22 protein-coding genes are annotated in these 20,234 nt (G+C 72.2%); 10 read left to right on the top strand and 12 right to left on the bottom strand.

From position 1 onward, the window contains the following. The first annotated feature begins 24 nt into the window (after positions 1-24). Both ABIC30_RS11945 and ABIC30_RS11940 read left to right on the top strand, forming a co-directional pair. Positions 25-252: a type II toxin-antitoxin system VapB family antitoxin gene (locus tag ABIC30_RS11945; RefSeq protein WP_354455160.1), complete on the top strand. Its 228-nt coding sequence runs from the start codon at positions 25-27 to the stop codon at positions 250-252. Beyond that, entirely contained in the window at positions 252-653 is a 402-nt protein-coding gene (locus tag ABIC30_RS11940; RefSeq protein ID WP_354455158.1) for a type II toxin-antitoxin system VapC family toxin, read from the top strand. The genes ABIC30_RS11945 and ABIC30_RS11940 overlap by 1 nt, the downstream gene beginning before the upstream one ends. A 4-nt stretch (positions 654-657) precedes the next feature. On the opposite strand, the gene denD is transcribed toward ABIC30_RS11940, so the two are convergent. The 5 genes from denD to ABIC30_RS11915 all read right to left on the bottom strand — a co-directional run bounded on the left by denD (position 658) and on the right by ABIC30_RS11915 (position 6,065). Further along, positions 658-1,635, bottom strand: coding sequence for a D-erythronate dehydrogenase (denD, locus tag ABIC30_RS11935; RefSeq protein WP_354455156.1), 978 nt, complete (start codon positions 1,633-1,635; stop codon positions 658-660). 26 nt (positions 1,636-1,661) lie between these two features. Beyond that, complete coding sequence (otnK, locus tag ABIC30_RS11930; protein ID WP_354455154.1) at positions 1,662-2,936, bottom strand: 3-oxo-tetronate kinase; 1,275 nt, start codon at positions 2,934-2,936, stop codon at positions 1,662-1,664. Then, positions 2,933-3,715 (bottom strand): 2-oxo-tetronate isomerase, encoded by a 783-nt coding sequence (gene otnI, locus ABIC30_RS11925; protein ID WP_354455152.1) that lies wholly within the window; start codon positions 3,713-3,715, stop codon positions 2,933-2,935. Before otnI ends, otnK begins: the two co-directional genes overlap by 4 nt. Before the next feature lie 12 nt (positions 3,716-3,727). After that, positions 3,728-4,636, bottom strand: coding sequence for an L-threonate dehydrogenase (gene ltnD / locus ABIC30_RS11920; RefSeq protein ID WP_020092463.1), 909 nt, complete (start codon positions 4,634-4,636; stop codon positions 3,728-3,730). A 106-nt stretch (positions 4,637-4,742) separates the two neighbouring features. Next, positions 4,743-6,065: an MFS transporter gene (locus tag ABIC30_RS11915; RefSeq protein ID WP_354455149.1), complete on the bottom strand. Its 1,323-nt coding sequence runs from the start codon at positions 6,063-6,065 to the stop codon at positions 4,743-4,745. Positions 6,066-6,371: 306 nt separating this feature from the next. Between ABIC30_RS11915 and ABIC30_RS11910 the strand changes: the two genes are divergently transcribed. Further along, the gene (locus ABIC30_RS11910) at positions 6,372-7,379 is read left to right on the top strand and encodes a LacI family DNA-binding transcriptional regulator (protein WP_056523531.1); all 1,008 of its coding nucleotides are present in this window, start codon (positions 6,372-6,374) and stop codon (positions 7,377-7,379) included. After that, positions 7,376-8,056, top strand: coding sequence for a 3-oxo-tetronate 4-phosphate decarboxylase (gene otnC, locus ABIC30_RS11905; protein WP_091927287.1), 681 nt, complete (start codon positions 7,376-7,378; stop codon positions 8,054-8,056). The genes ABIC30_RS11910 and otnC overlap by 4 nt, the downstream gene beginning before the upstream one ends. Before the next feature lie 172 nt (positions 8,057-8,228). On the opposite strand, the gene glyS is transcribed toward otnC, so the two are convergent. The 3 genes from glyS to ABIC30_RS11890 all read right to left on the bottom strand — a co-directional run bounded on the left by glyS (position 8,229) and on the right by ABIC30_RS11890 (position 11,986). Continuing rightward, positions 8,229-10,328 (bottom strand): glycine--tRNA ligase subunit beta, encoded by a 2,100-nt coding sequence (glyS, locus tag ABIC30_RS11900; protein WP_354455147.1) that lies wholly within the window; start codon positions 10,326-10,328, stop codon positions 8,229-8,231. 52 nt (positions 10,329-10,380) lie between these two features. Next, a complete protein-coding gene (locus ABIC30_RS11895; protein ID WP_042671538.1) occupies positions 10,381-10,824 on the bottom strand; it encodes a DUF3828 domain-containing protein in 444 nt (147 codons plus the stop codon). Between the two features lie 253 nt (positions 10,825-11,077). Continuing rightward, positions 11,078-11,986 carry a glycine--tRNA ligase subunit alpha gene (locus tag ABIC30_RS11890; protein ID WP_042671539.1) on the bottom strand — a complete coding sequence of 303 codons (909 nt, stop codon included), beginning with the start codon at positions 11,984-11,986 and terminating at the stop codon, positions 11,078-11,080. Positions 11,987-12,162: 176 nt separating this feature from the next. Here ABIC30_RS11890 and ABIC30_RS11885 point away from each other — a divergent pair, with 176 nt between their 5' ends. Together ABIC30_RS11885 and ABIC30_RS11880 are read left to right on the top strand one after the other, a co-directional pair. Continuing rightward, on the top strand, positions 12,163-12,612 hold the full coding sequence (locus ABIC30_RS11885; RefSeq protein WP_354455144.1) for a GNAT family N-acetyltransferase: 450 nt from the start codon (positions 12,163-12,165) through the stop codon (positions 12,610-12,612). Positions 12,613-12,761: 149 nt separating this feature from the next. Beyond that, positions 12,762-13,040 (top strand): hypothetical protein, encoded by a 279-nt coding sequence (locus ABIC30_RS11880; RefSeq protein ID WP_042671541.1) that lies wholly within the window; start codon positions 12,762-12,764, stop codon positions 13,038-13,040. A gap of 15 nt (positions 13,041-13,055) precedes the next feature. Here ABIC30_RS11880 and ABIC30_RS11875 read toward each other — a convergent pair whose 3' ends face one another. Next, complete coding sequence (locus ABIC30_RS11875; RefSeq protein WP_354455142.1) at positions 13,056-14,660, bottom strand: Na+/H+ antiporter; 1,605 nt, start codon at positions 14,658-14,660, stop codon at positions 13,056-13,058. A 191-nt stretch (positions 14,661-14,851) separates the two neighbouring features. Here ABIC30_RS11875 and ABIC30_RS11870 point away from each other — a divergent pair. Further along, positions 14,852-15,606, top strand: a protein-coding gene (locus ABIC30_RS11870) for an IS5 family transposase (protein WP_354455140.1) whose coding sequence is annotated in 2 segments (ribosomal slippage) — positions 14,852-15,176 and positions 15,176-15,606 — 756 coding nt in all. Because the reading frame shifts where the segments join, the coding sequence is not laid out codon by codon here. Positions 15,607-15,618: 12 nt separating this feature from the next. Here ABIC30_RS11870 and ABIC30_RS11865 read toward each other — a convergent pair. The 3 genes from ABIC30_RS11865 to ABIC30_RS11855 all read right to left on the bottom strand — a co-directional run bounded on the left by ABIC30_RS11865 (position 15,619) and on the right by ABIC30_RS11855 (position 17,561). Next, positions 15,619-16,131, bottom strand: a complete 513-nt coding sequence (locus tag ABIC30_RS11865) for an MmcB family DNA repair protein (protein WP_354455138.1) — start codon at positions 16,129-16,131, stop codon at positions 15,619-15,621. Between the two features lie 115 nt (positions 16,132-16,246). Continuing rightward, positions 16,247-17,023 carry a cobalamin-binding protein gene (locus ABIC30_RS11860; RefSeq protein WP_354455136.1) on the bottom strand — a complete coding sequence of 259 codons (777 nt, stop codon included), beginning with the start codon at positions 17,021-17,023 and terminating at the stop codon, positions 16,247-16,249. Positions 17,024-17,039: 16 nt separating this feature from the next. After that, positions 17,040-17,561, bottom strand: coding sequence for a DedA family protein (locus tag ABIC30_RS11855; protein ID WP_056523547.1), 522 nt, complete (start codon positions 17,559-17,561; stop codon positions 17,040-17,042). Positions 17,562-17,697: 136 nt separating this feature from the next. Between ABIC30_RS11855 and pdxY the strand changes: the two genes are divergently transcribed. The 3 genes from pdxY to ABIC30_RS11840 are packed head-to-tail and all read left to right on the top strand — an operon-like array spanning position 17,698 to position 20,215. After that, positions 17,698-18,546, top strand: a complete 849-nt coding sequence (gene pdxY / locus ABIC30_RS11850; protein ID WP_354455133.1) for a pyridoxal kinase PdxY — start codon at positions 17,698-17,700, stop codon at positions 18,544-18,546. A gap of 57 nt (positions 18,547-18,603) precedes the next feature. Beyond that, the gene (locus ABIC30_RS11845) at positions 18,604-19,488 is read left to right on the top strand and encodes a PhzF family phenazine biosynthesis protein (protein WP_354455131.1); all 885 of its coding nucleotides are present in this window, start codon (positions 18,604-18,606) and stop codon (positions 19,486-19,488) included. Then, positions 19,481-20,215 (top strand): NUDIX hydrolase, encoded by a 735-nt coding sequence (locus ABIC30_RS11840; RefSeq protein ID WP_354455129.1) that lies wholly within the window; start codon positions 19,481-19,483, stop codon positions 20,213-20,215. The genes ABIC30_RS11845 and ABIC30_RS11840 overlap by 8 nt, the downstream gene beginning before the upstream one ends. Positions 20,216-20,234: the final 19 nt, after the last annotated feature.

Genomic DNA, 20,234 nt, shown 5'->3' with positions numbered 1-20,234 from the left:
TCAGCTGTCTACACGGAGGCGATCGTGCCGCTCAACATCCGCAGCGAAGTGGTGAATCAGCTGGCCGAGAAGCTGGCATCGCGGGCCGGCGTGAGCAAGACCGAGGCGGTGCGGATCGCGCTCTCGAACGAGCTGGCGCGACGCGTGCCCCTCGCGGAACGGCTGAAGCCCCTCCTCGACAGGATGGATGCCGTACCGCGCACGGGCCTCGAGGCCGACAAGGCATTCTACGATAGTCTGAACGACGAGTGATGTTCGTCGACGCCTCGGCTCTCGTCGCGATCCTGACCGCGGAGCCGGAACGCCCCGTCCTGCTGGACTGCCTCGACGGCGCGGTGACGCCGCTCACCTCGGGCCTCGCCATCTTCGAGGCGGTGATCGCGGTGGCTCGCAAGAAGGCGATGTCGGTCGCGGATGCCGAAGCGGAAGTCGCGGAGCTCATCCGCATCGCCGGTCTGCGCATCGTTCCCATCGCCGAGGCCGTGAGCGCCCAGGCCGTCACGGCCCACGCCCGCTACGGCAAGGGCCGCCACCCGGCGCGCCTGAACCTCGGCGACTGCTTCGCCTATGCCTGCGCACAGGTGCACGGCGTGCCGCTGCTCTATGTCGGCGACGATTTCCCGCAGACCGACATCCGCTCCGCCCTCGCCTGAGGCTTCAGCCCCCGTGGAACTCGGCCACGTGCTGGGCCACGATCGCGTCGAAGGATTCATCCGCCCGGAAACCCAGGGCCAGGGCGGCCTCCGGCTCGAACGCCTCCGGCCAGGAGCCGACGATCCGCGCGATGGTGGCGTCGGGTTCGTGCCGGATCAGCGCCACGGCCTTGTCGCCCGCCGCGCGGCGCAGAGCCTCGATCTCCTCCGCCACCGTCGCCGAGACGCCCGGCATGGTCAGGCTGATCCGCGGGCCGATCGCCGCGAGGTCGAGCCCGGCCGCGTGCGTGAGGAAGCCCACCGCCGCCGCCGGGCTGGCGAACCAGTGCCGCACCGTGTCGGGCACCGGCAGGATCGCCTCCTGGCCGGCGAGCGGCTCGCGGATAATGCCCGAGAAGAAGCCCGAGGCCGCCTTGTTGGGCTTGCCCGGCCGTACGCAGATCGTCGGCAGCCGCAGGCCGATCCCGTCGAGGAAGCCGCGGCGCGCGTAGTCGGCGAGCATCAGCTCGCCCATGGCCTTCTGGACCCCGTAGGAGGAGGCCGGGCGCAGGATGTGGTCGTCCGGGATGACCTTGGGGAAGGGCGGCCCGAACACCGCGAGTGAGGAGGTGAAGACCAGCTTCGGCCGGTAGCCGTCCGCCGCGCTGGCCGCCCGGATCGCGTCGAGGAGCAGGCGGGTGCCGTCGAGGTTGACCCGGTAGCCCAGCTCGAGGTTCGCCTCGGCCTCGCCGGAGACCACGGCAGCGAGGTGGAAGATGACCCCCGGCCGCTCGGCGATGGCGGCCTCGGCGGCGCCGGGCGCCGTGAGGTCGGCGGCCTCGGCCCGCACCGGACCGGAGAAGCCCTCGGGCGCCGCGGGCGGGACCACGTCGAGGAGGGTGAGGGCGGTGAGCGGCACACCGCCGACCCGGCCATCCCTCACCAGGGCGTCCACGAGGCGGCGGCCGATCATGCCGGCGGCGCCGAGAATCAGGGCGTGCATGGAAAACCTCCCGTCGGGTTGTGGCGTCAGGCCATCATGTCGAGGGCGCGGCCGAAGAAATCGGCGCCGCCGAAATTGCCGGATTTGAGGGCGAGCAGCATCGGCTCGGGCCGGCCCGCCGTGCGCAGCACCGGCACACCCGCGGCGATCTCGGGGCCGAGCAGGAAGGCCGTGAGGCCCAGCCGGTCGACCACGGCGCCGGAGGTCTCGCCGCCGGCGACCACGAGCCGGCGCACCCCGCGGGCGACGAGGCCCTCGGCGATCGCTGCCAGCGCCGCCTCGATGGCGTGGCCGGCCGCGTCGACGCCGTGGGCGGCCTGGAGCGCGCGCACCGCCTCGGGCGGGGCCGAGGTGGCGATCAGTACCGGGCCCGAGGCCAAGTGCTTGTCCGCGAAGGCCAGGGCCTCGGCGACCACGTCGTCGCCCGCGAGCAGCCGCGCCGGGTCGAGGCGCAGCACCGGCATGATCGCCTCCGCGGCGGCGACCTGCTGGAGGGTCGCCTGCGAGCAGCTGCCGGCGAGGCAGGCGGAGGCGCCGCCCACCGGCTCGCCCACGGCCGCGCCGGCAGCGTCCTGGGTTCCCCGCCCGTCAGCCGCGAGCGCCCGGGCGAGGCCGAGGCCGAGGCCGGACGCGCCGACCGAGAACTTGCGGCCGACGATCGCCCGGCCGAGCACTTCGAGGTCGCTGTCGAAAATCGCGTCCGCGATGGCGGCGCCCTTGCCCTCCTGCGCGAGGGCGTCGAGGCGGGCGGCCACGGCCTCCGCGCCCCTCGACACCGTGGCGGTGTCGATCAGGCCGACGGGACTGCCGCTCTGGCGCCCGAGCACGCGCACGAGGTTGGCGTCGCGCATCGGGTTGAGCGGGTGGTCCTTGAGCGGGCTCTCGTTCAGCGGCACCGAACCGACGAACAGGTTGCCCTGGTAGACGCTCCGCCCCGTCTCGGGGAAAGCCGGGGTGACGAGGGCGACGGTCTCGCCGGCCTCGGCCCGCAGGGCGTCCATGACCGGGCCGATATTGCCCGCATCGGTGGAGTCGAAGGTCGAGCAGACCTTGAACATCACGTGGGCCGCGCCCCGAGCCCGCAGCCAGGCTTCCGCCTCGCGGGAGCGCGCCACGGCCTGGTCGGCGGGGATCGAGCGGCTCTTGAGGGCCACCACCACCGCGTCGGCCTCCGGCAGCGACCGGCCGTCCTCAGGCACGCCGATGGTCTGGATCGTGCGCAGGCCCGCCTTGGTCAGCGTGTTGGCGAGGTCCGAGGCGCCCGTGTAGTCGTCGGCGACGCATCCCAGCGCGAGGCTCATCGGGCGCTCCCCTTGTAGGCGGCGAGCCAGCCGAGGCCCGCGACGGTGTCGGCGGCCGGAATGTACTCGCAGCCGACGAAGCCGCGGTAGCCGAGCCGGTCCAGCTCGTCGAACAGGAAGAAGTCGGCCATCTCGCCGGTCCCGGGCTCATGCCGCTCGGGCACACTCGCGGTCTGGACGTGGCCGATGAGCGGCATCAGGGCGTGCAGTCGCACGGTCACGTCGCCGTGCAGGATCTGGCAATGGTAGAGGTCGAACTGGAGCTTCAGGTTCGGCAGGGCGAGCTCGCGGATCAGGTCGGCCGCGCGGCCGAAATCGTTGAGGAAGTAGCCCGGCATGTTGCGGCCGTTGATCGGCTCCAGGACGAGGTCGAGGCCGGCCGGCGCCAGCCGCTCCGCCGTCCAGGTCACCGCCCGGCGGTAGGATTCGACCGCCCTGGGATCGTCCCAGGGGGCGAGGCCCGCCATGAGGTGGAGCCGGCCGACGCCGGTCGCCTCGGCGTAGCGGAGCGCCGTGTCGACCCCCGCCTTCAGCTCGTCGAACCGCTCGGGAAAGGCGGCGATCCCGCGCTCCCCTTCGGCGAAGTCGCCCGGCGGCAGGTTGAACAGGGCCTGGGTCAGGCCGTTCGCCCGGAGCCGCGCGCCGATGTCGTCCGGCGCATGCTCGTAGGGGAACAGGAACTCGACGGCGTCGAACCCGGCCTTGGCGGCGGCCTCGAACCGGTCGAGGAACGGCACCTCGTTGAACATGAGGCTCAGGTTGGCGGCGAAGCGCGGCATGGTTCTGTCCCCTCAAGCTTTCTCGGGCAGCTTCGCCCCCGAGACCTGGGCGTAGAGCCGCGCCACCGAGGCGTCGTCGTCCCGGCCCATGCCGGCGCCCGACGCCATCAGGAACATTTGCAGGGCCGCCGCCGCCACCGGGACCGGGTACTTCTCGGCCCGGGCCATGTCCTGCACGATGCCGAGATCCTTGACGAAGATGTCGACCGCGCTCTTCGGGCTGTAGTCGGCGTCGAGGATGTGCGGCACCCGGTTCTCGAACATCCAGGAATTGCCGGCCGACTTGGTGATCACCTCGTAGACGCGCCGGAGGTCGAGCCCCTGCTTGGCCGCGAAGGCCATCGCCTCCGAGGCGGCGGCGATGTGCACGCCCGCGAGCAGCTGGTTGATCATCTTGAAGGCCGCGCCCTGGCCGGCCGCGTCGCCGAGCTCGTAGAGCGTGCCCGCCATGGCATCGAGGGCGGGCCGCGCCTTCGCGAAGGCCGCCGCCGAGCCCGAGGCCAGGAAGGTCAGGCCGCCCTCGGCCGCGCGGGCGGCGCCGCCGCTCATCGGGGCGTCGAGGTAGTGGCGGCCGGTGGCCTCCAACCGCGCCGCCAGCGCCCGAGCGACGGCCGGATCCATGGTGGCGGAGGAGACGAACACCGCGCCCTCCGGCATCGCGGCGGCGGCGCCGTCCTCGCCGAACAGGACCGCCTCGGTCTGGGCGGCGTTGACCACCACGCTCACCACCACGTCGGCGTCCCGCGCCGCTTCGGCGGGGTTCGCGGCGCCCCGGCCGCCGGCGGTCGCGAAGCGCGCCACCGCCTCCGGGTTCACGTCGCAGGCGGAGACCGCGAAGCCCGCCCGCAGGAGCGAGCCGGCCATCCCTGAGCCCATGGAGCCCAGGCCGATCACCGCGGCGCGGGGTGTTGCGTTGGTCATCGGGGACGGCTCCTGAAGCTGGGAAAGGGCGCCTCGGCGTCGCCGCTCGAAGCGCGGGTCCCCTCTCCCGTGCGGGAGAGGGGCCAGGTCGCGCCCGGATCAGAGGTCAGCGGTTGACCATCCGGGCGGGCGTCACGAACACGCAGACCGCGCCGACCACCAGCATGGCGGCCAGCGCGTAGAGGCCCGTGGCGGTGCTGCCGGTGGCATCACGCAGGGCGCCGATCACGTAGGGGCTGACGAAGCCCGCGAGGTTCCCAACCGAGTTGATCAGCGCGATGCCGGCCGCCGCGCCCGCGCCGCTGAGGAACGCCGTGGGCAGCGACCAGAACAGGGGCGAGCAGGTCAGCACGCCGGCCGCCGCCACCGACAGCGCCGCGATGGCGAGCGTCGTCGAGCCGGCATTGGCCGAGACCACGAAGGCGACCGCGCCGATCAGCGCCGGGATGATCAGGTGCCAGCGGCGCTCGCGCATCCGGTCGGCGGAGCGGCCGAGCAGGATCATCACGATCGCCGCGCAGACGAACGGGATCGCGCTGATCAGGCCGATGTTGAAGTTGCCCTGCACGCCCGACGCCTTGACGATCGTCGGCATCCAGAAGGTCAGCCCGTACTGGCCGGTGACGAGGGCGAAGTAGATCAGGCTCATGAACCACACGCGGCCGTTGCGGAACACGGTGGCGATGGAGTGCGGGCTCGATTCCTTGCCCTGGTTGTCGGCCGCAATGTCGCGCTCGAGGAGCTGCTTCTCGGCGTCGGTCAGCCACGTGGCCTCGGCGGGGCGGTTGTCGAGGTAGAAGAACACCGCGAGGCCGATCAGCACCGCCGGCACTGCCTCGATCAGGAACATCCACTGCCAGCCCGACAGGCCGTGGGCGCCGTTGAACGCGTCCATGATCCAGCCGGAGAGCGGGTTGCCGAAGATGCCGGAGATCGGGATCGCCGCCATGAACACGGCGATCACCCGGGCCCGGCGATGGGCCGGGAACCACGAGGTCGTGTAGAGGATGACGCCCGGGTAGAACCCGGCCTCGGCGAGACCGAGGAGGAAGCGCATCCCGTAGAAGCTCCACTCGGAGTTCACGAACAGGAACGCCCCGGAGATCACCCCCCAGGTGATCATGATCCGGGCGATCCACACCCGGGCGCCGACCCGGTGCAGGATCACGTTCGAGGGCACCTCGAACAGGAAGTAGCCGAGGAAGAAGATGCCGGCGCCGAGGCCGTAGACCGTCTCGGAGAATTTCAGCTCCTGGGACATCTGGAGCTTGGCGAAGCCGACATTCACCCGGTCGAGATATGCCACGACGTAGCAGAGCATCAGGAACGGCACGAGGCGCCAGAACACCTTCGCGTAGGTGCGGTCGGCGAAGGACTTCTCGTCCGCGGGTGCGGTGGCGCCCCCCAGCGGGGCGGCTTGAACCGACATGGCGTACTCCCTGGTCCGGGCCGCACGGCTGCCGGACATTGCTCTTCACCGCTCGTCGGGCGGCGCTGGGGCGGTGCCATATCGCCTTTTGGCAGCGCTGCCAATCCGGTTGTGCGAGATAATGCAGGCCGCTATGTCAGTCGTGGATCGACGCGGACGGTCTTCCCATTCCTGCCTTATGCCGAGGCGCTGCAGCGTGGCGGAGGCCTCCTTCGGGGCCCGCTTCGCAGTCGTCTCAGGATGAGGGAAGGACGCCGGAAGGTTCGACGGGCGTCGTGAAAAAAACCGCGCCGGGAGAGCGGGGCCATGGACGACATCCAGCCGCCGGGGCGGCTCGTCACCCTCACCGACGTCGCCCGTGAGGCCGGGGTCGGCGAGAGCACGGTCTCGCGGGTCCTGCGCAACCACGGCTCCTACTCCAAGCGCGCCGGCGAGCGGGTGGCGGAGGCGGTCGCCCGTCTCGGCTACGTGCCGAATCGCCTCGCCGGCAGCCTCGCCGGCCAGGGGGCGAGCGCGCGGCTCGTGGGGGTCGTCATCCCGTCGCTCGCCAACGTGGTCTTCCCCGACCTGCTGCGCGGCCTCACCGCCGCCCTCGACGCCGACGGCATCCCCTGCGTGATCGGGGTGAGCGACTACGACCCGGACCGGGAGGAGGCGCTGGCCGCCGCGCTCCTCTCCTGGCGGCCGGCGGCGCTGCTGCTCACCGGGCTGGAGCACAATCCCGGGACGGTGGCCCTGGCGAAGGCCGGGGGCGTGCGCGTGGTCGAGATGATCGACACGGACGGGGAGGGGATCGACGCCGTGGTCGGCTTCTCCAACCGCGCCGTCGGGGCGGCGAGCGCCCGCCACCTCGTGGCGCGCGGGTACCGGCGGATCGGCTATCTCGGCCACGACCTCGCGGTCGACCTGCGCGCGGGCAAGCGGCTCGCCGGGTTCGAGGCCGCGCTCGGGCAGGCGGGTTTGGCGCTCCACGGCAAGGAGATCCGGACGGGACCGTCCTCGCCGGCCTCGGGCCGAGCCGGGCTGGAGGCGCTGCTGGCGCGCGTGCCCGATCTCGACGCGGTCTACTTCTCCAACGACGACATGGCGCTCGGCGGCTACTTCGCCTGCCTGTCGGCGGGGCTGGCGGTGCCGGGACGGATCGCGCTGTTCGGCTTCAACGGGCTCGACTTCGCGGCGGCGATGCCGCAGCCCCTGTCGACGGTGCGCACGCCGCGCCTGGAGATCGGCCGGCAGGCCGCCGCCTGCCTGACCGGCGCAGGCCCGAGAAGAATCGATCTCGGATTCGAGCTGATCGAGGGAGCGACCGCATGAGCGACGAGAGCCGGCTGCGCGAGGAGATCTGCCGCTACGGCCGCTCGCTGTTCGAGCGCGGCCTGACGCCGGGCTCGTCCGGCAACATCTCGCTGCGCCTGCCCGACGGGGGCTGGCTGGTGACGCCGACCAACGCGTCGCTCGGGTTCCTCGACCCGGCGCGGATCTCGCGGCTGGACGATGCGGGGCGGCTGGTCTCCGGCGACAAGCCCACAAAGGAGATCCCGCTGCACAGCGCACTCTACGAGAGCCGGAACGAGGCGAAGGCCATCGTCCACCTGCACTCGACCCACGCGGTGGCAGTCTCGATGCTGCCGGAGGTCGACCCCAGGCAGGTGCTGCCGCCGCTGACGCCCTACTACCTGATGCGGACCGGCGGCACGGCGCTCGTGCCCTACTATCGCCCGGGCGACCCGGCCGTGGCGGACGCGATCCGGGGCCTAGCGGGGAAGTACAGTTCGGTGCTGCTCGCCAATCACGGACCGGTGGTGGCCGGCGACAGCCTGGAGGGCGCGGTCTTCGCCACCGAGGAGTTGGAGGAGACCGCCAAGCTCTACCTGCTGCTGCGCAACCTCAACCCGCGGCAGCTGAGCCCCGGGCAGGTGGCCGATCTGGTGAGCCATTTCGGCCTGACCCTGCCGGAGCCGGACGACCATGCCGGCCACGATCACGGGTGAGGGCGGGGGTCCGCTCTCCCATCAGACCCCCTCATCCTGAGATGCGAGCGCAGCGAGCCTCGAAGGAGGGCTCCAAGGATCGCACGGCTGGCTGGAGGTCTCCTTCGAGGCCTCCGCTACGCTCCGGCACCTCAGGATGAGAGCGCGAGTGGGATTGAGGACATCGTGCGCCTCACCCCTCGATCTTCGAGAAATCCGCCACCTCCCGCGTCGCGGCGCGGAGCGCGTTGAGCAGAGCCAAGCGGTTCTCGCGGAGCTTCGGATCGGGGGCGTTGACGGTCACGTCCTGAAAGAACGCGTCGACCGGCGCGCGCAGCGTCGAGAGCGCCTGCATGGCGCCGGCGAAATCCTCGCGGGCGACGGCCGCCGAGGCGGTCTCGCGCGCCTTCGCCAGGGCCTCGGCCAGGGCACGCTCGGCCGGCTCGCCCGCGGTGGCCAGCGCCGCGTCCGGCGCGGAATCGTAGGCGCGGCCGTCCTTCTTCTCCTCGATCCGCAGGATGTTGGCCGCGCGCTTGTAGCCCGCGAGCAGGTTCTTCCCATCCTCGGTGTCGAGGAACTGGCCGAGTGCCTCGACGCGGCGCACGACCATCAGCAGGTCGTCCTGGCCGGGGAGGGCGAAGACGGCGTCGATCAGGTCGTGGCGGGCGCCCTGGTCGCGGAGATAGACCTTCAGGCGGTCGGCGAGGAAGCCGAGGAGATCCCGCGCGTCGGCACCGGCCCGCCCGGCGAGGCCGCGATCCGCAGCGCCGACCTGCTCCAGCAGCCGCAGACGCAGGCCGCGGTCGAGGATCAGTCGGATCACGCCCAGCGCCGCTCGGCGCAGTGCGAACGGGTCCTTGCTGCCCGTGGGCTTCTCGTCGATCGCCCAGAAGCCCGCCAGCGTGTCGAGCTTGTCGGCGAGCGCCACCGCGATCGAGACCGGATCGGTCGGCACCCGGTCGGAGGGGCCGAGCGGCTTGTAGTGCTCCTCGATGGCCGCGCAGACGCTGTCGTGCTCGCCCTGGAGCGCCGCGTATTTGCGGCCCATCAACCCCTGAAGCTCGGGGAACTCGCCGACCATCTCTGTGACAAGGTCGGCCTTGGCGAGGCGCGCGGCGCGCTCGGCGAGCGCCGGGTCGGCCCCCACCAGCGGCGCGAGGTCCTTCGCCAGGGCGGCGATGCGGGCGATCCGCTCGCCCTGCGTCCCGAGCTTCTCATGGAAGACGATGCTGTCGAGCTTGGGCAGCCGGTCCTCCAGGCGGGTCGCCTTGTCGGTCTCCCAGAAGAACTTCGCGTCGGACAGGCGCGCCCGGACCACCCGCTCGTTGCCGGCAGTGATCGCTTGGCCACCGTCGGTGGCGACGAGGTTCGAGACCAGGATGAAGGCCGGCGCCAGGTCCTCCGAGCCGCCCTTGCGCAGAACGAAGCACTTCTGGTTCGCCCGGATGGTCGCCCGGATCGCCTCGGCGGGGATGTCGAGGAACGACGCGTCGAACGAGCCCATCAGCACGACCGGCCATTCCACGAGGCCTGACACCTCCTCCAGCAGGCCCTCGTCCTCCACGAGGTCGAGGCCGCGGGCGAAGGCGAGGTCGCGGGCGTCGTGCAGGACCACGTCCTTGCGCCGGTCGGCGTCGAGGATGACCTTCGCGCGCTCCAGCGCCTGGATGTAGTCGTCGAACCGGCGCACCTCGATCGCCTCGGGGGCGAGGAAGCGGTGGCCGTAGGTCACGGTGCCGGCCGCGATCCCGGCGACCGAGACGGGGACCACCTCCGGCGTCTCCGTCTCGGGCCCGAAGGTCGCGACGATCGACTGCAGCGGGCGCACCCAGCGCAGCGAGCCCGGCTCGGCCGAGGCCGCGCCCCAGCGCATGGATTTCGGCCAGGGGAAGCTCTTGACGATCTCGGGCAGGAGTTCGGCGAGCACGTCGAGCGTCTCGCGGCCGGGCCGCTCGATCACCGCGAGGTAGAACTCGCCCTTCTTCGGGTCGGTGACGGTCGTGGCCTGATCGAGGCTCGTCAGACCCGCGCCCTTCAGGAAGCCCTGGACGGCCGCTTCGGGCGCGCCGACCCGCGGGCCGCGGCGCTCCTCGCGCACGGCCTCGCCCCGGGCAGGCAGGCCGGCGATGTGGAGCGCCAAGCGGCGCGGCGTCGAGAACGCCCGGGCGCCCTCGTACAGAAAGCCGCGCGCCACGAGGGCGTCGGTGACGAGCTTCTTCAGATCCTCCGCCGCGCGCCGCTGCATGCGGGCGGGGATCTCTTCCGAGCGGAGTTCGAGCAGGAGGTCGGGCATGGGGCGGCCATATCGCCGCGCCGCACCCCTGTCGAGGGTTGGAGCGCGGGGCTCAGCGCGACTCGCCCTTGAGGATGGTCGAGAGCTGCCACTTGCGGTCGCCGATCGCGTGGGCGTCGGAGACCTTCCAGCCGCCGTCCTCGCGCACGAGGTCGTACACGATGACGTTGGCACCGTTGCCGCCCTTGCGCTCGACCGTGACCTTCGCCTGGTCCTTGCCCTCGGTGGCCTCCTTGAAGGTCAGGTTCTTCACCGTGTCGGGCTTCAGGGGCTCGCCGTTCAGGCGGTAGTCGAAATCGAGGTTGCCGGTGGCGCCGTTGGCCTGCTTCGCGTCGGCGTCGAACAGGCCCTGCAGGCGCTTCGAGTACACGGAGGAGTGATTCGGGTGCGGCTCGGCGTAGAGCTTCTTCACCGTGGCCTCAGGCCCGGGATCGGCCGCCAGCGCGGGGGCGAGGCCGAATCCGAGGAGGCTGAGGGCGAGGATCGTCTTCTTCATTGGGCATGTCCCGCGTCTGCGGACGCGCCGAGGCGCGCCGGTTGGCGGGGGTTGCAACGCGCGAGGGCTCAAGGGGCTCCGCGATGGGGCTCCCTCCGTCATCGCGAGCGCAGCGAAGCGACCCAGGGCGTCGGGACGTCTGGCAGCGAGGCGCGACCCTGGATTGCTTCGCTGCGCTCGCAAGGACGGCGGCGCATCTGGGCACTCCGGACTGCCTCTTCCGCAGCCGTCTGGTCGAGCGCCAGCGCCGACCTCACGCCCCGCCGGCGGCGGTCCTCAACCACGCCGCGCCGCAGGCCTTGGCCAGTTCGCGCACGCGGAGGATGTAGCTCTGGCGCTCCGTCACCGAGATCACGCCGCGCGCGTCGAGCAGGTTGAACACGTGGCTCGCCTTGATGCACTGGTCGTAGGCCGGCTGCGCCATGCGGTGGCGTTCACCCTCCGCGTCTGGCGCGCCGGCCGCGAGGTAGGATCGGCAGGCGGCCTCCGCGTCAGTGAACTGGCGGAACAGCATCGCGGTGTCGGCCGCCTCGAAGTTGTGGCGGGAGTACTCCTGCTCGGCCTGCAGGAACACGTCCCCGTAGGTGATCCGGTCGGCGCCCTCGGCGCCGTTGAAGTCCAGGTCGTAGACGTTCTCGACGCCCTGGACGTACATGGCGAGCCGCTCCAGCCCGTAGGTCAGCTCGCCCGCCACCGGCGCGCACTCGAAGCCCGCCACCTGCTGGAAATAGGTGAACTGGCTGACCTCCATCCCGTCGCACCAGCACTCCCAGCCGAGACCCCAGGCGCCCAGCGTCGGGCTCTCCCAGTCGTCCTCGACGAAGCGGATGTCGTGGAGCTTCAGGTCGACGCCGATGGCGGCGAGCGAGGCGAGGTAGAGCTCCTGCAGGTTCGGCGGGTTCGGCTTCAGGATGACCTGGAACTGGTAATAGTGCTGGAGCCGGTTCGGGTTCTCGCCGTAGCGGCCGTCCTTGGGCCGGCGCGAGGGCTGGACGTAGGCCGCTTTCCAGGGCTTCGGGCCGAGCGCCCGCAGGGTCGTGGCCGGATGGAACGTGCCGGCGCCGACCTCCATGTCGTAGGGCTGGAGGATCACGCAGCCCTGCGCCGCCCAGAATTCCTGAAGCGTCAGGATCAGACCCTGGAAGGATTTTTTCTCGGACATCGGTCTCGGCGGCTCGGGATCGCGCGGCGGCTGGGGCCGCCGGCGGGCCGGTTTAGGTGCGGGCGGCGAGGGGTGCAAGGCGGAGGGTGTCCACCGCGGGGGCGCGGCGCGGGCCGCCCGGGTTGCCTACGCGGTCCCGATGATGGTCCGCTGGCCGCGCACCCACGGAGCGAATCATGGATCCTGACCTCGCGATCCGCCCGATCGGCCCCGGCGACCGGGACGCCTGGCTGCCGCTCTGGCGGGGCTACCAGTCCTTCTACAAGGTCGACCTGTCGGACGCCGTCACCGACTCGACTTGGCAGCGGCTCAACGATCCGGCCGAGCCGGTGGACGGTGCCCTGGCGTGGCGCGGCGCCGAGGCGGTCGGCCTCGTCCACCACATCCGCCACCGCTCGGCCTGGACGGTCGGCGACTACTGCTACCTCCAAGACCTGTTCGTGGCGGACGGCACCCGCGGGCTCGGGATCGGCCGTCGGCTGATCGAGCACGTCTACGCGGCCGCGCAGGCCGCCGGCTGCTCGCGCGTCCACTGGCTGACGCACGAGACCAACGCGGACGCGATGCAGCTCTACGACCGGATCGCCGAGAAGTCGGGCTTCGTGCAGTACCGCAGGATCTTCTGAGCGCCGGCGCCCCACGTGCGCCGGGACACTCAAGCGTGGCGGTTTTTGGGCAATAAACCGGAACCGCCGAGCTGACGGCCAAGTTATCAGCGCAACAGGGGATCTCGGCACCTCAGCGCTGCCGAATATTAAACGTCGGACGACCCGTCATGTTCAATGCTCGCACCCGCACCAGCTTCGGCCGCAAGAACATCGCCGTCTTCGCCGCGCTCGCCATCTCGTCGCTGGCCGCCACGCCCTTCGTGATGAGCGCCACCCGCGCGCTCGCCACTTCCGAAGACCAGCCGGTGGCCGCGACCCTGCGGGTCGAGCCGGTGGAGGTCGCCCCCGTGGCGGCCGCGCCGAAGGCTGAGGGAAGCTGCCTGCGCAAGGTCCGGGTGGTCTACAGCGGCTACGGCCAGTCGGCGGACGGCTGCGCGGCCCACTGACGCCCGCGCCCCGACTCAGCCGTGGGCCGGTGCGGTCCCGGCCAGACGCTTGAGATGGAGTTCCTCCAGGTCGATCTCCGTCTCAAGCTGCCGCAGCACCGAGCTGTGGATCCGGTTCTGCCGGTGCAGGTCGATCAGGGCCGACCGGCCTGAGCGCACGGCGAGCAGGGCTGCGGCGAAGTGCTCGGTCTTCTCGGCCTCCAGCGCCGCCCGCTCGTCGCGGTCCCGCGAGGCCGCCCGCACCCGGCGGCGGTACTCCTCCACGAGGCGCGGGTGCTTCAGCGCCCCGGTCTCGGCGAACACCAGGCCCTGCAGGGCGGCGAGCCCGGCCTCGTTCACGACGACGCGGGCCATCGGCGCGTCGAGGTGGCCCTCGGGGAGGTGCGCCGCGGGGTCGAGGCGGAGGCTGCGGATCAGCGGCTCCAGGGTCGTGCCCTGCACGAGCACGGTGAACAGGATCACCGCGAAGGCCGCGACCAGGATCGCGTCGCGGCCGGGGTAATCCACCGGCAGCGCCAGGGCGGCCGCCAGGGTCACGACCCCGCGCATGCCGGCCCACCCGACGATCAGCGGCACGGCCGGGTTCGGGGCGGGCTCCTGCGCGCGGACCCGCGGCGACAGGAGCCGCCGCAGGTAGACGGCCGGGAACACCCAGAGCAGGCGGGCGACGACGCAGGTCGCCGTGACGGCGAGCGCCAGCGGCAGTTCCGCCGCGAGCCCGCCGATCTGGCCGCCGGTCCGGGCGAGCACGCCGCGGAGCGCCAACCCGATCAGCACGAAGACCAGGGCTTCCAGCACGAACACCACGAACTCCCACACCGCCACGGAATGGCGGCGGGCATGCGCGTCGAAGGTCTCGTGCTCCCGGCCGCCCATCATCACGCCGCAGGCGACCACGGCCAGGACGCCGGAGGCGTGGATCTCCTCGGCCGCGAGGTAGGCGACGTAGGCGGCGAGGAAGCTCAGCACCGTGATGGCGTTCGCGTCGTGCATCCGCCGCATCACCAGGGTCACCGCCACCCCGCACGCGATCCCGACCGCGACACCCGCCACCGCGAGCCACGCGAAGCTGCCGGCCGCCGCCCATGCGCTGAAGGTGCCGGTGAGCGCCGCCGCCACCGCGAAGCGGTAGAGCACGAGGCCCGAGGCGTCGTTCACGAGGCTCTCGCCCTCCAGGACCGTGATCATCCGGCGGGGCAGGGCGACGCGAGCCAGCACCGCCTTGGCGGCCACCGCGTCCGGCGGCGAGACGATGGCGCCGAGGGCGAAGCAGGCGGCCCATGGCAGGGACGGCACCACCGCGTGGGCGACGAGACCGACCACGAGGGTCGTGAACAGGACCGCGCCGAGGGACAGGGACAGGATCGGGCCGAGGCTCGCCCGGAAGTCGCGCCAGACGGTGAAGTAGGCGGATTCGAGCAGGAGCGGCGGCAGGAACAGGACCATGATCAGGTCCGGGTCCAGATCGAAGGCCGGCAGGCCCGGCACCACCGCCAGCGTCATGCCGCCGACGACGAGGGCGGCGGCCGGCGGGAAACCGAGGCGCCCGGCCGCCAGCGACAGCAGCAGGGCCGCGCCGAGGAGACCGAGGATCAGCTCGAACAGGGCGACGGATGTCATCGGTGGATCGGGCCCGGCGCCGGAGGCCCGGCAAGCGCGGCCGTTCTAGGACGTTTCCTTGTCGGATGAATACCGCGTCGGCCGAAGGTTCGCCGAGGGTCGCGGTGCGGGCCGCGCCCTAGGTCGCGAACCCATAACGGCTGGCACGGTTGAACCGCGGTGTCGTTAGCCCTCTGAGCAGGAGGGCCTTGATGGCGCGGTTTGATCTGACGGATGCGGAGTGGGCGGTGATCGAGCCGTTGTTGCCGACGGACGTGCGCGGCAAGGAGCGCGTGGATGATCGGCGGGTGCTGAATGGGATCTTCTGGCGGCTGCGCACGGGCGCGCCCTGGGCCGACATCCCGGCGCGCTACGGCCCACATACGACCTGCGGCAACCGTTTTCGGCGCTGGCGCAAGCGTGGCATCTGGGATCGGCTTCTGGACGCGGTGTCAAAAGCTTACGACGGCGACCTGCAGATGATCGACGCGACCAGCGTGCGGGTTCACCAGCATGCCGCCTGCGCCCAAAAAAAGATGGCCGATCCGGTGGCATGGGTCGCTCGCGCGGCGGCCTGACGAGCAAGATCCACGCGCTGGTGGATGCTGACGGCCGTCCGGTGGCGCTCAAGATCACCGCGGGTCAAGCGCACGATGGGCGCGCGGCGGCCGACATGCTGGGCAGTCTGGGCACGGGCCAGATCCTGCTGGGCGACCGAGCGTACGACAGCGACGCGTTACGCGCCCAGATGGCTGAGCAGGGCGCGTGGGCGAACGTCAGGCCGATGCCCAACCGCAAGAAGGTGTTGGCCTTCAGCCCGTTCCTGTACAAGTACCGCAATCTGGTCGAGCGCTTCTTCAGCAAGATCAAGCACTTCCGCGCCGTCGCCACGCGCTACGACAAGGATCCCGACAACTTCCTCGCCAGCGTCAAGCTCGCAGCCGTGCGGGTCTGGCTGCGAGCTTAATGAGTCCGCGACCTAGAGAGCCCCTTCCCGCACGGCGCCCGGGTCGGCCAGCGCGTGCAGGATGCGCGCGGCGCTGTGGGCGAAGCGCAGCGTCACGGCCTTGCGGCGGGCGCCGCTCAGCGGGTGCTCGGGCGGCTCGCGCAGGATCCCGGCCCCGTAGGCGTCGGCGACGATCAGGCCGCACTCTCCCGGGATCAGCGACTCGGGCAGGTCCTCGGGGATGGCGAAGAAGAACCGGTCGCAGAAGTCGCGGTAATCCGGCCATTTCCGGTCGGCGCGGAAATCGGCCACGCTCGACTTGATCTCCACGATGGTGAGCTTGCCGGCGCCGCAGAGCGCGATCACGTCGGCGCGGCGGCCGTTGACGAGGGAGAATTCCGGCAGCGTGACGCAGCCCATCTCGGAGAACAGCCGGCGCACGCCGCGCTGGATGCGCAGGGCCGTGGGCGATTGCCGCCGGTCGGGCGGCAGCAGCGCCTCGACGGCCGGGGGCGCGGAATCGGGAAGGCCGAGGGAAGCGGACATCGAGCTCGGGGGATGCGTCTGCGGGTGCGTCTGTACCGAATCGGGACATCCTGCCAAGTCGCGCCCGGTCCGTCACCTGCGGCGCGGCATCGCCCCACGCATCACCCCGGGGCGATCACCCAAGGCAGGCCCGGATCGCGTCGAACCCGTCGGTGAGGGCGGCCGGGCCGGGCTGCAGGATCAGCGGCGACTTGATCTCGTGGATGCGCCCGTCGCGCACCGCCGGGATCGCCGCCCAGCCGGGCCGGGACCGGATGCGCTCGGCGTTGACCCGCTTGCCGCACCACGAGGCGAGGATCACGTCGGGCGCGGCCGCGATCACCTGCTCGGCGGTGACGATCCGGTCCTTCGCGGCCGGCTGGCGGCTCAGCTCCGGGAAGACGTCCCGGCCGCCGGCGAGGCCGATCAGGTCCGAGACCCAGCCGATGCCGGAGATCATCGGCGCGTCCCACTCCTCGAAGTAGACGCGCGGGGGCGGCCGCTCCCGCACCTCTGCGGCGGCCGCGGCCAGCCGCGCCTCGAAGCCCGCCGCCAGGGTCTCGGCCCGCTCCGGCAGACCCACCAGGGCGCCGAGCGTGCGCACCATCGCGAGGCAGCCCGCCACGTCGCGCTGGTTGAAGAGGTGGACCGCCACGCCCGCGCGGGCGAGGTCGGCGACGATGCCGGCCTGGAGGTCCGAGAAGGCCAGGACGAGGTCCGGCGCCAGTGCCAGGATCTTCGGAATGTCCGCACTGGTGAAGGCGGAGACGCGCGGCTTCTCCCGGCGGACCCGGGGCGGGCGCACCGCGTAGCCCGAGACGCCGACGATCCTGTCCTCCGCGCCCAGGAGGTACAGGGTCTCGACCGTCTCCTCGGTGAGGCAGACGATCCGCTCGGGCGGGAAACGGCGCATCAGCGGTCGGGCCGCATCACCGGTCGAGCCACGTGAGCAGCCCGGCCCCGGGGGCCAGAAGGACGAAGGCCCAGACCAGCGCGGAGGCGACGTTGGCCAGCTGGAACGGCAGCCGCGCCAGGCCGAGGATCCCGGCGAAGAGCGGGACCAGAGCGCGGGCCGGCCCGAAGAAGCGCCCCAGGGCCACCGCGGCGATGCCCCACCGGCCGATGAAGGCCTCGGCCTTGGCCATGAGCTCGGGATAGCGCCGCAGCGGCCACTTGGTCTTCGCCCCCGGCCCGAGCCAGCGCCCGGCCTCGTAGGAGATCCAGTCGCCGAGGGCGGCCCCGAGCGCCGCGGCGATCACCACCGGCCAGAACGGGATGTCGGCGCCGCCGACGAGGGCCCCGATGCCGACCAGGATCACGGTCGCCGGGACGAACAGCGACAGGATCGCGATCGATTCGCAGAAGGCAAGGCCGCCCGCGATGACCGGCGTCCAGGCCTTGTGCGCCTCCACGAAGGCGAGGGTCGAGGTGCGCAGGGCTTCGATGTCCATGGGGCTCCGAACGGGGCTCGGGGGATGGGAGAAGGGTCGGTCCCATCTGAGGCGCGCGGGGGAGGGCGGCAAGGGACAGGGGTGCGGCCGGCGCGGGAACCGGCTAACCGTAGCGGGACAACGAGCGAGTCCCGCGTTGAACGTCCTGTCGATCCAGTCCCACGTCGCCTACGGCCATGTCGGCAACGCCTCGGCGGCGTTCCCGATGCAGCGGCTCGGGGTCGAGGTCTGGCCGGTCCACACGGTGCAGTTCTCAAACCACACCGGCTACGGCGCGTGGCGCGGCCCTGTCTTCGACGCGGCGATGATCCGCGAGGTGGTGCGCGGCATCGGCGAGCGCGGCGTCCTGGGCCGCTGCGACGCGGTCCTGTCGGGCTACATGGGCTCGGCGGAGATCGGCGCCGCGATCCTGGAGGCGGTGGACGCCGTGCGCGCGGCGAACCCGCGGGCGCTCTACTGCTGCGACCCGGTGATCGGCGACGTCGAGGAGGGCGTCTACGTGCGGCCCGGCATCGAGGCGTTCCTGCGCGAGCGCGCTGTCCCGGCCGCCGACATCCTTACCCCCAACCAGTTCGAGCTCGGCCTGCTCACCGGCCTGCCGAGCGGCACCCTGGCGGAGGCCGGGGCCGCGATCGCGGCGCTCCGGGCGCGCGGGCCGCGGGTGGTCCTGGTCACCTCGGCGCTCTGCGCCGACACGCCCGCCGACAGCATCGACCTGCTCGCGGGCGCGGAGGGGCGGGTGTTCCGGGTCCGGACGCCGCGGCTCGCCATCGCGGTGAACGGGGCCGGCGACTGCATCGCGGCGCTGTTCCTGGTGCATTACGCCCGGACCGGCTCGGCCGAGGCGGCGCTGGGCGCGGCGGCGGCCTCGATCTACGGGCTGCTCAAGCGCACCGCCGAGGCGGGATCGCGGGAGATCCTGACGGTCGCCGCGCAGGAGGAGTACGTGAACCCGAGCGCGCGGTTTCCGGTCGAGGCGGTCTGAGGCGCCCCCGGCAAACCGCTCCGCCCAAGTCCGCAGAGAGCAGGAAGGATCGACCCGATGGCGCGCCGCTTCGTCACCCTCGATGTGTTCACCGAGCGGAGGCTCGCCGGCAATCCACTCGCCGTGGTGCTCGACGCGGAGGGGCTCGACACCGCGGCCATGCAGGCCATCGCGCGGGAGTTCAACCTGTCGGAGACGGTCTTCGTCTTCCCGCCCGCGGAGGCCCGGCACCGGGCGTCGCTGCGCATCTTCACCCCCGCCCGGGAGCTTCCCTTCGCCGGGCACCCGACGGTGGGTACGGCCGTGCTGCTGGCGCTGCAGGACCCGACCCGGGGCGACGCCCGGGCCTTCGGCCTGGAGGAGGGGATCGGGATCGTCCCCTGCGTGGTCGAGACCCTGGCGGACGGGACCGGCGGACGGGCCCGGTTCCGCCTCCCGGTCCTGCCGGACTACCTCGGTCCCGGCCCCGATCCCGCCGCGCTGGCGCGGCTCCTGGGCCTCGAGCCCGGCGACATCGGCACCGGCCGGCACGCGCCGAGCCGCCACGGCGTGGGGCCGACCTTCACCTGCGTGCCGGTGGCGTCGGTCGCCGCCCTCGACGCCGCCCGGACGGCCCAGGCGCCCGATCCGGCCGACGGGCTCTACCTCTACGCCCCGGATCCCGAGGGCACCGGTCAGCGCTGGCGCGTCCGCATGTTCGCGCCGAATGTCGGCTTGCCGGAGGATCCCGCCACCGGCTCGGCGGCCTCCGCCTTCGCGGGGGTGCTGATGCAGTTCGAGGCGCTGGGCGACGGCACCCACGACGTGGCGATCCGCCAGGGCGAGGCGATGGGGCGGCCGAGCGACATCGCGCTCCAGCTCACGATCGCGGCCGGCGCCCTGCAGGGCGTCGAGATCGGCGGCGCCGCCGTGATCCTGTCGGACGGCAGCCTGCATGTCTGAAGGCTCCTCCGACGGCGTCTTCGACGGCTTCCGGATCACCCGCGTCGCGGAGGTGGTGGCGCGGTTCGTAGACCACGACTGGGCCTTCCCGCGCGTGCACGAAGCCGCCATCGCGGCCCACTGGCAGACCCGGCTGCGCCGCAGCCCCGGCATGTTCGACGGGACCGTCCTGCTGTGCTGCGACCACGCGGTCGCCGATGGGGTCGCCCGGCTCGACCTGTTCGCGACGCGCTACGCGACCTTCACCTACTACCGGGACAGGCCCCACCCCGAGGCGCGCATCGCCAACGCCTTCGCGGCGATCGTGCCCTGGACGGCGGACGGCGCCGTCCTGCTCGGCGAGATGGGCGCCCACACGGCCAATGCCGGCCAGCTCTACTTCCCCTGCGGCACCCCGGATCCGGACGACGTGCGCGGCGCGCGGGTCGATCTCACCGGCAGCGCCGCCCGGGAACTCGCCGAGGAGACCGGCCTCGCGCTGCCGACCGGGGCTGAGACGGACTGGGTGCTTCTTGAGGGGGAGGGCCAGCTCGCCTTCCTGCGGCCGGTGCGCTTCCCCGAGCCGGCCGCGAGGATCGTGGCGCGGATCGCCGACCATCTCGGCGCCGAGGCCGAGCCGGAGCTCGCCGGGATGCACGTGGTGCGGGGGCGTGAGGACATCGATCCCGCGCGGATGCCGGGCTTCGTGCGGGCCTACCTGGCGGACGCGTTCCCGCCCGCCCGCTGACCGGCGCGGCGCGTGGGGA

It is taken from the genome of Methylobacterium sp. 1030, assembly GCF_040544715.1.
Lineage (GTDB): Bacteria > Pseudomonadota > Alphaproteobacteria > Rhizobiales > Beijerinckiaceae > Methylobacterium.
Note: the sequence above shows the minus strand (reverse complement) of the source record. Positions and strands in the feature narration are given on the sequence as shown.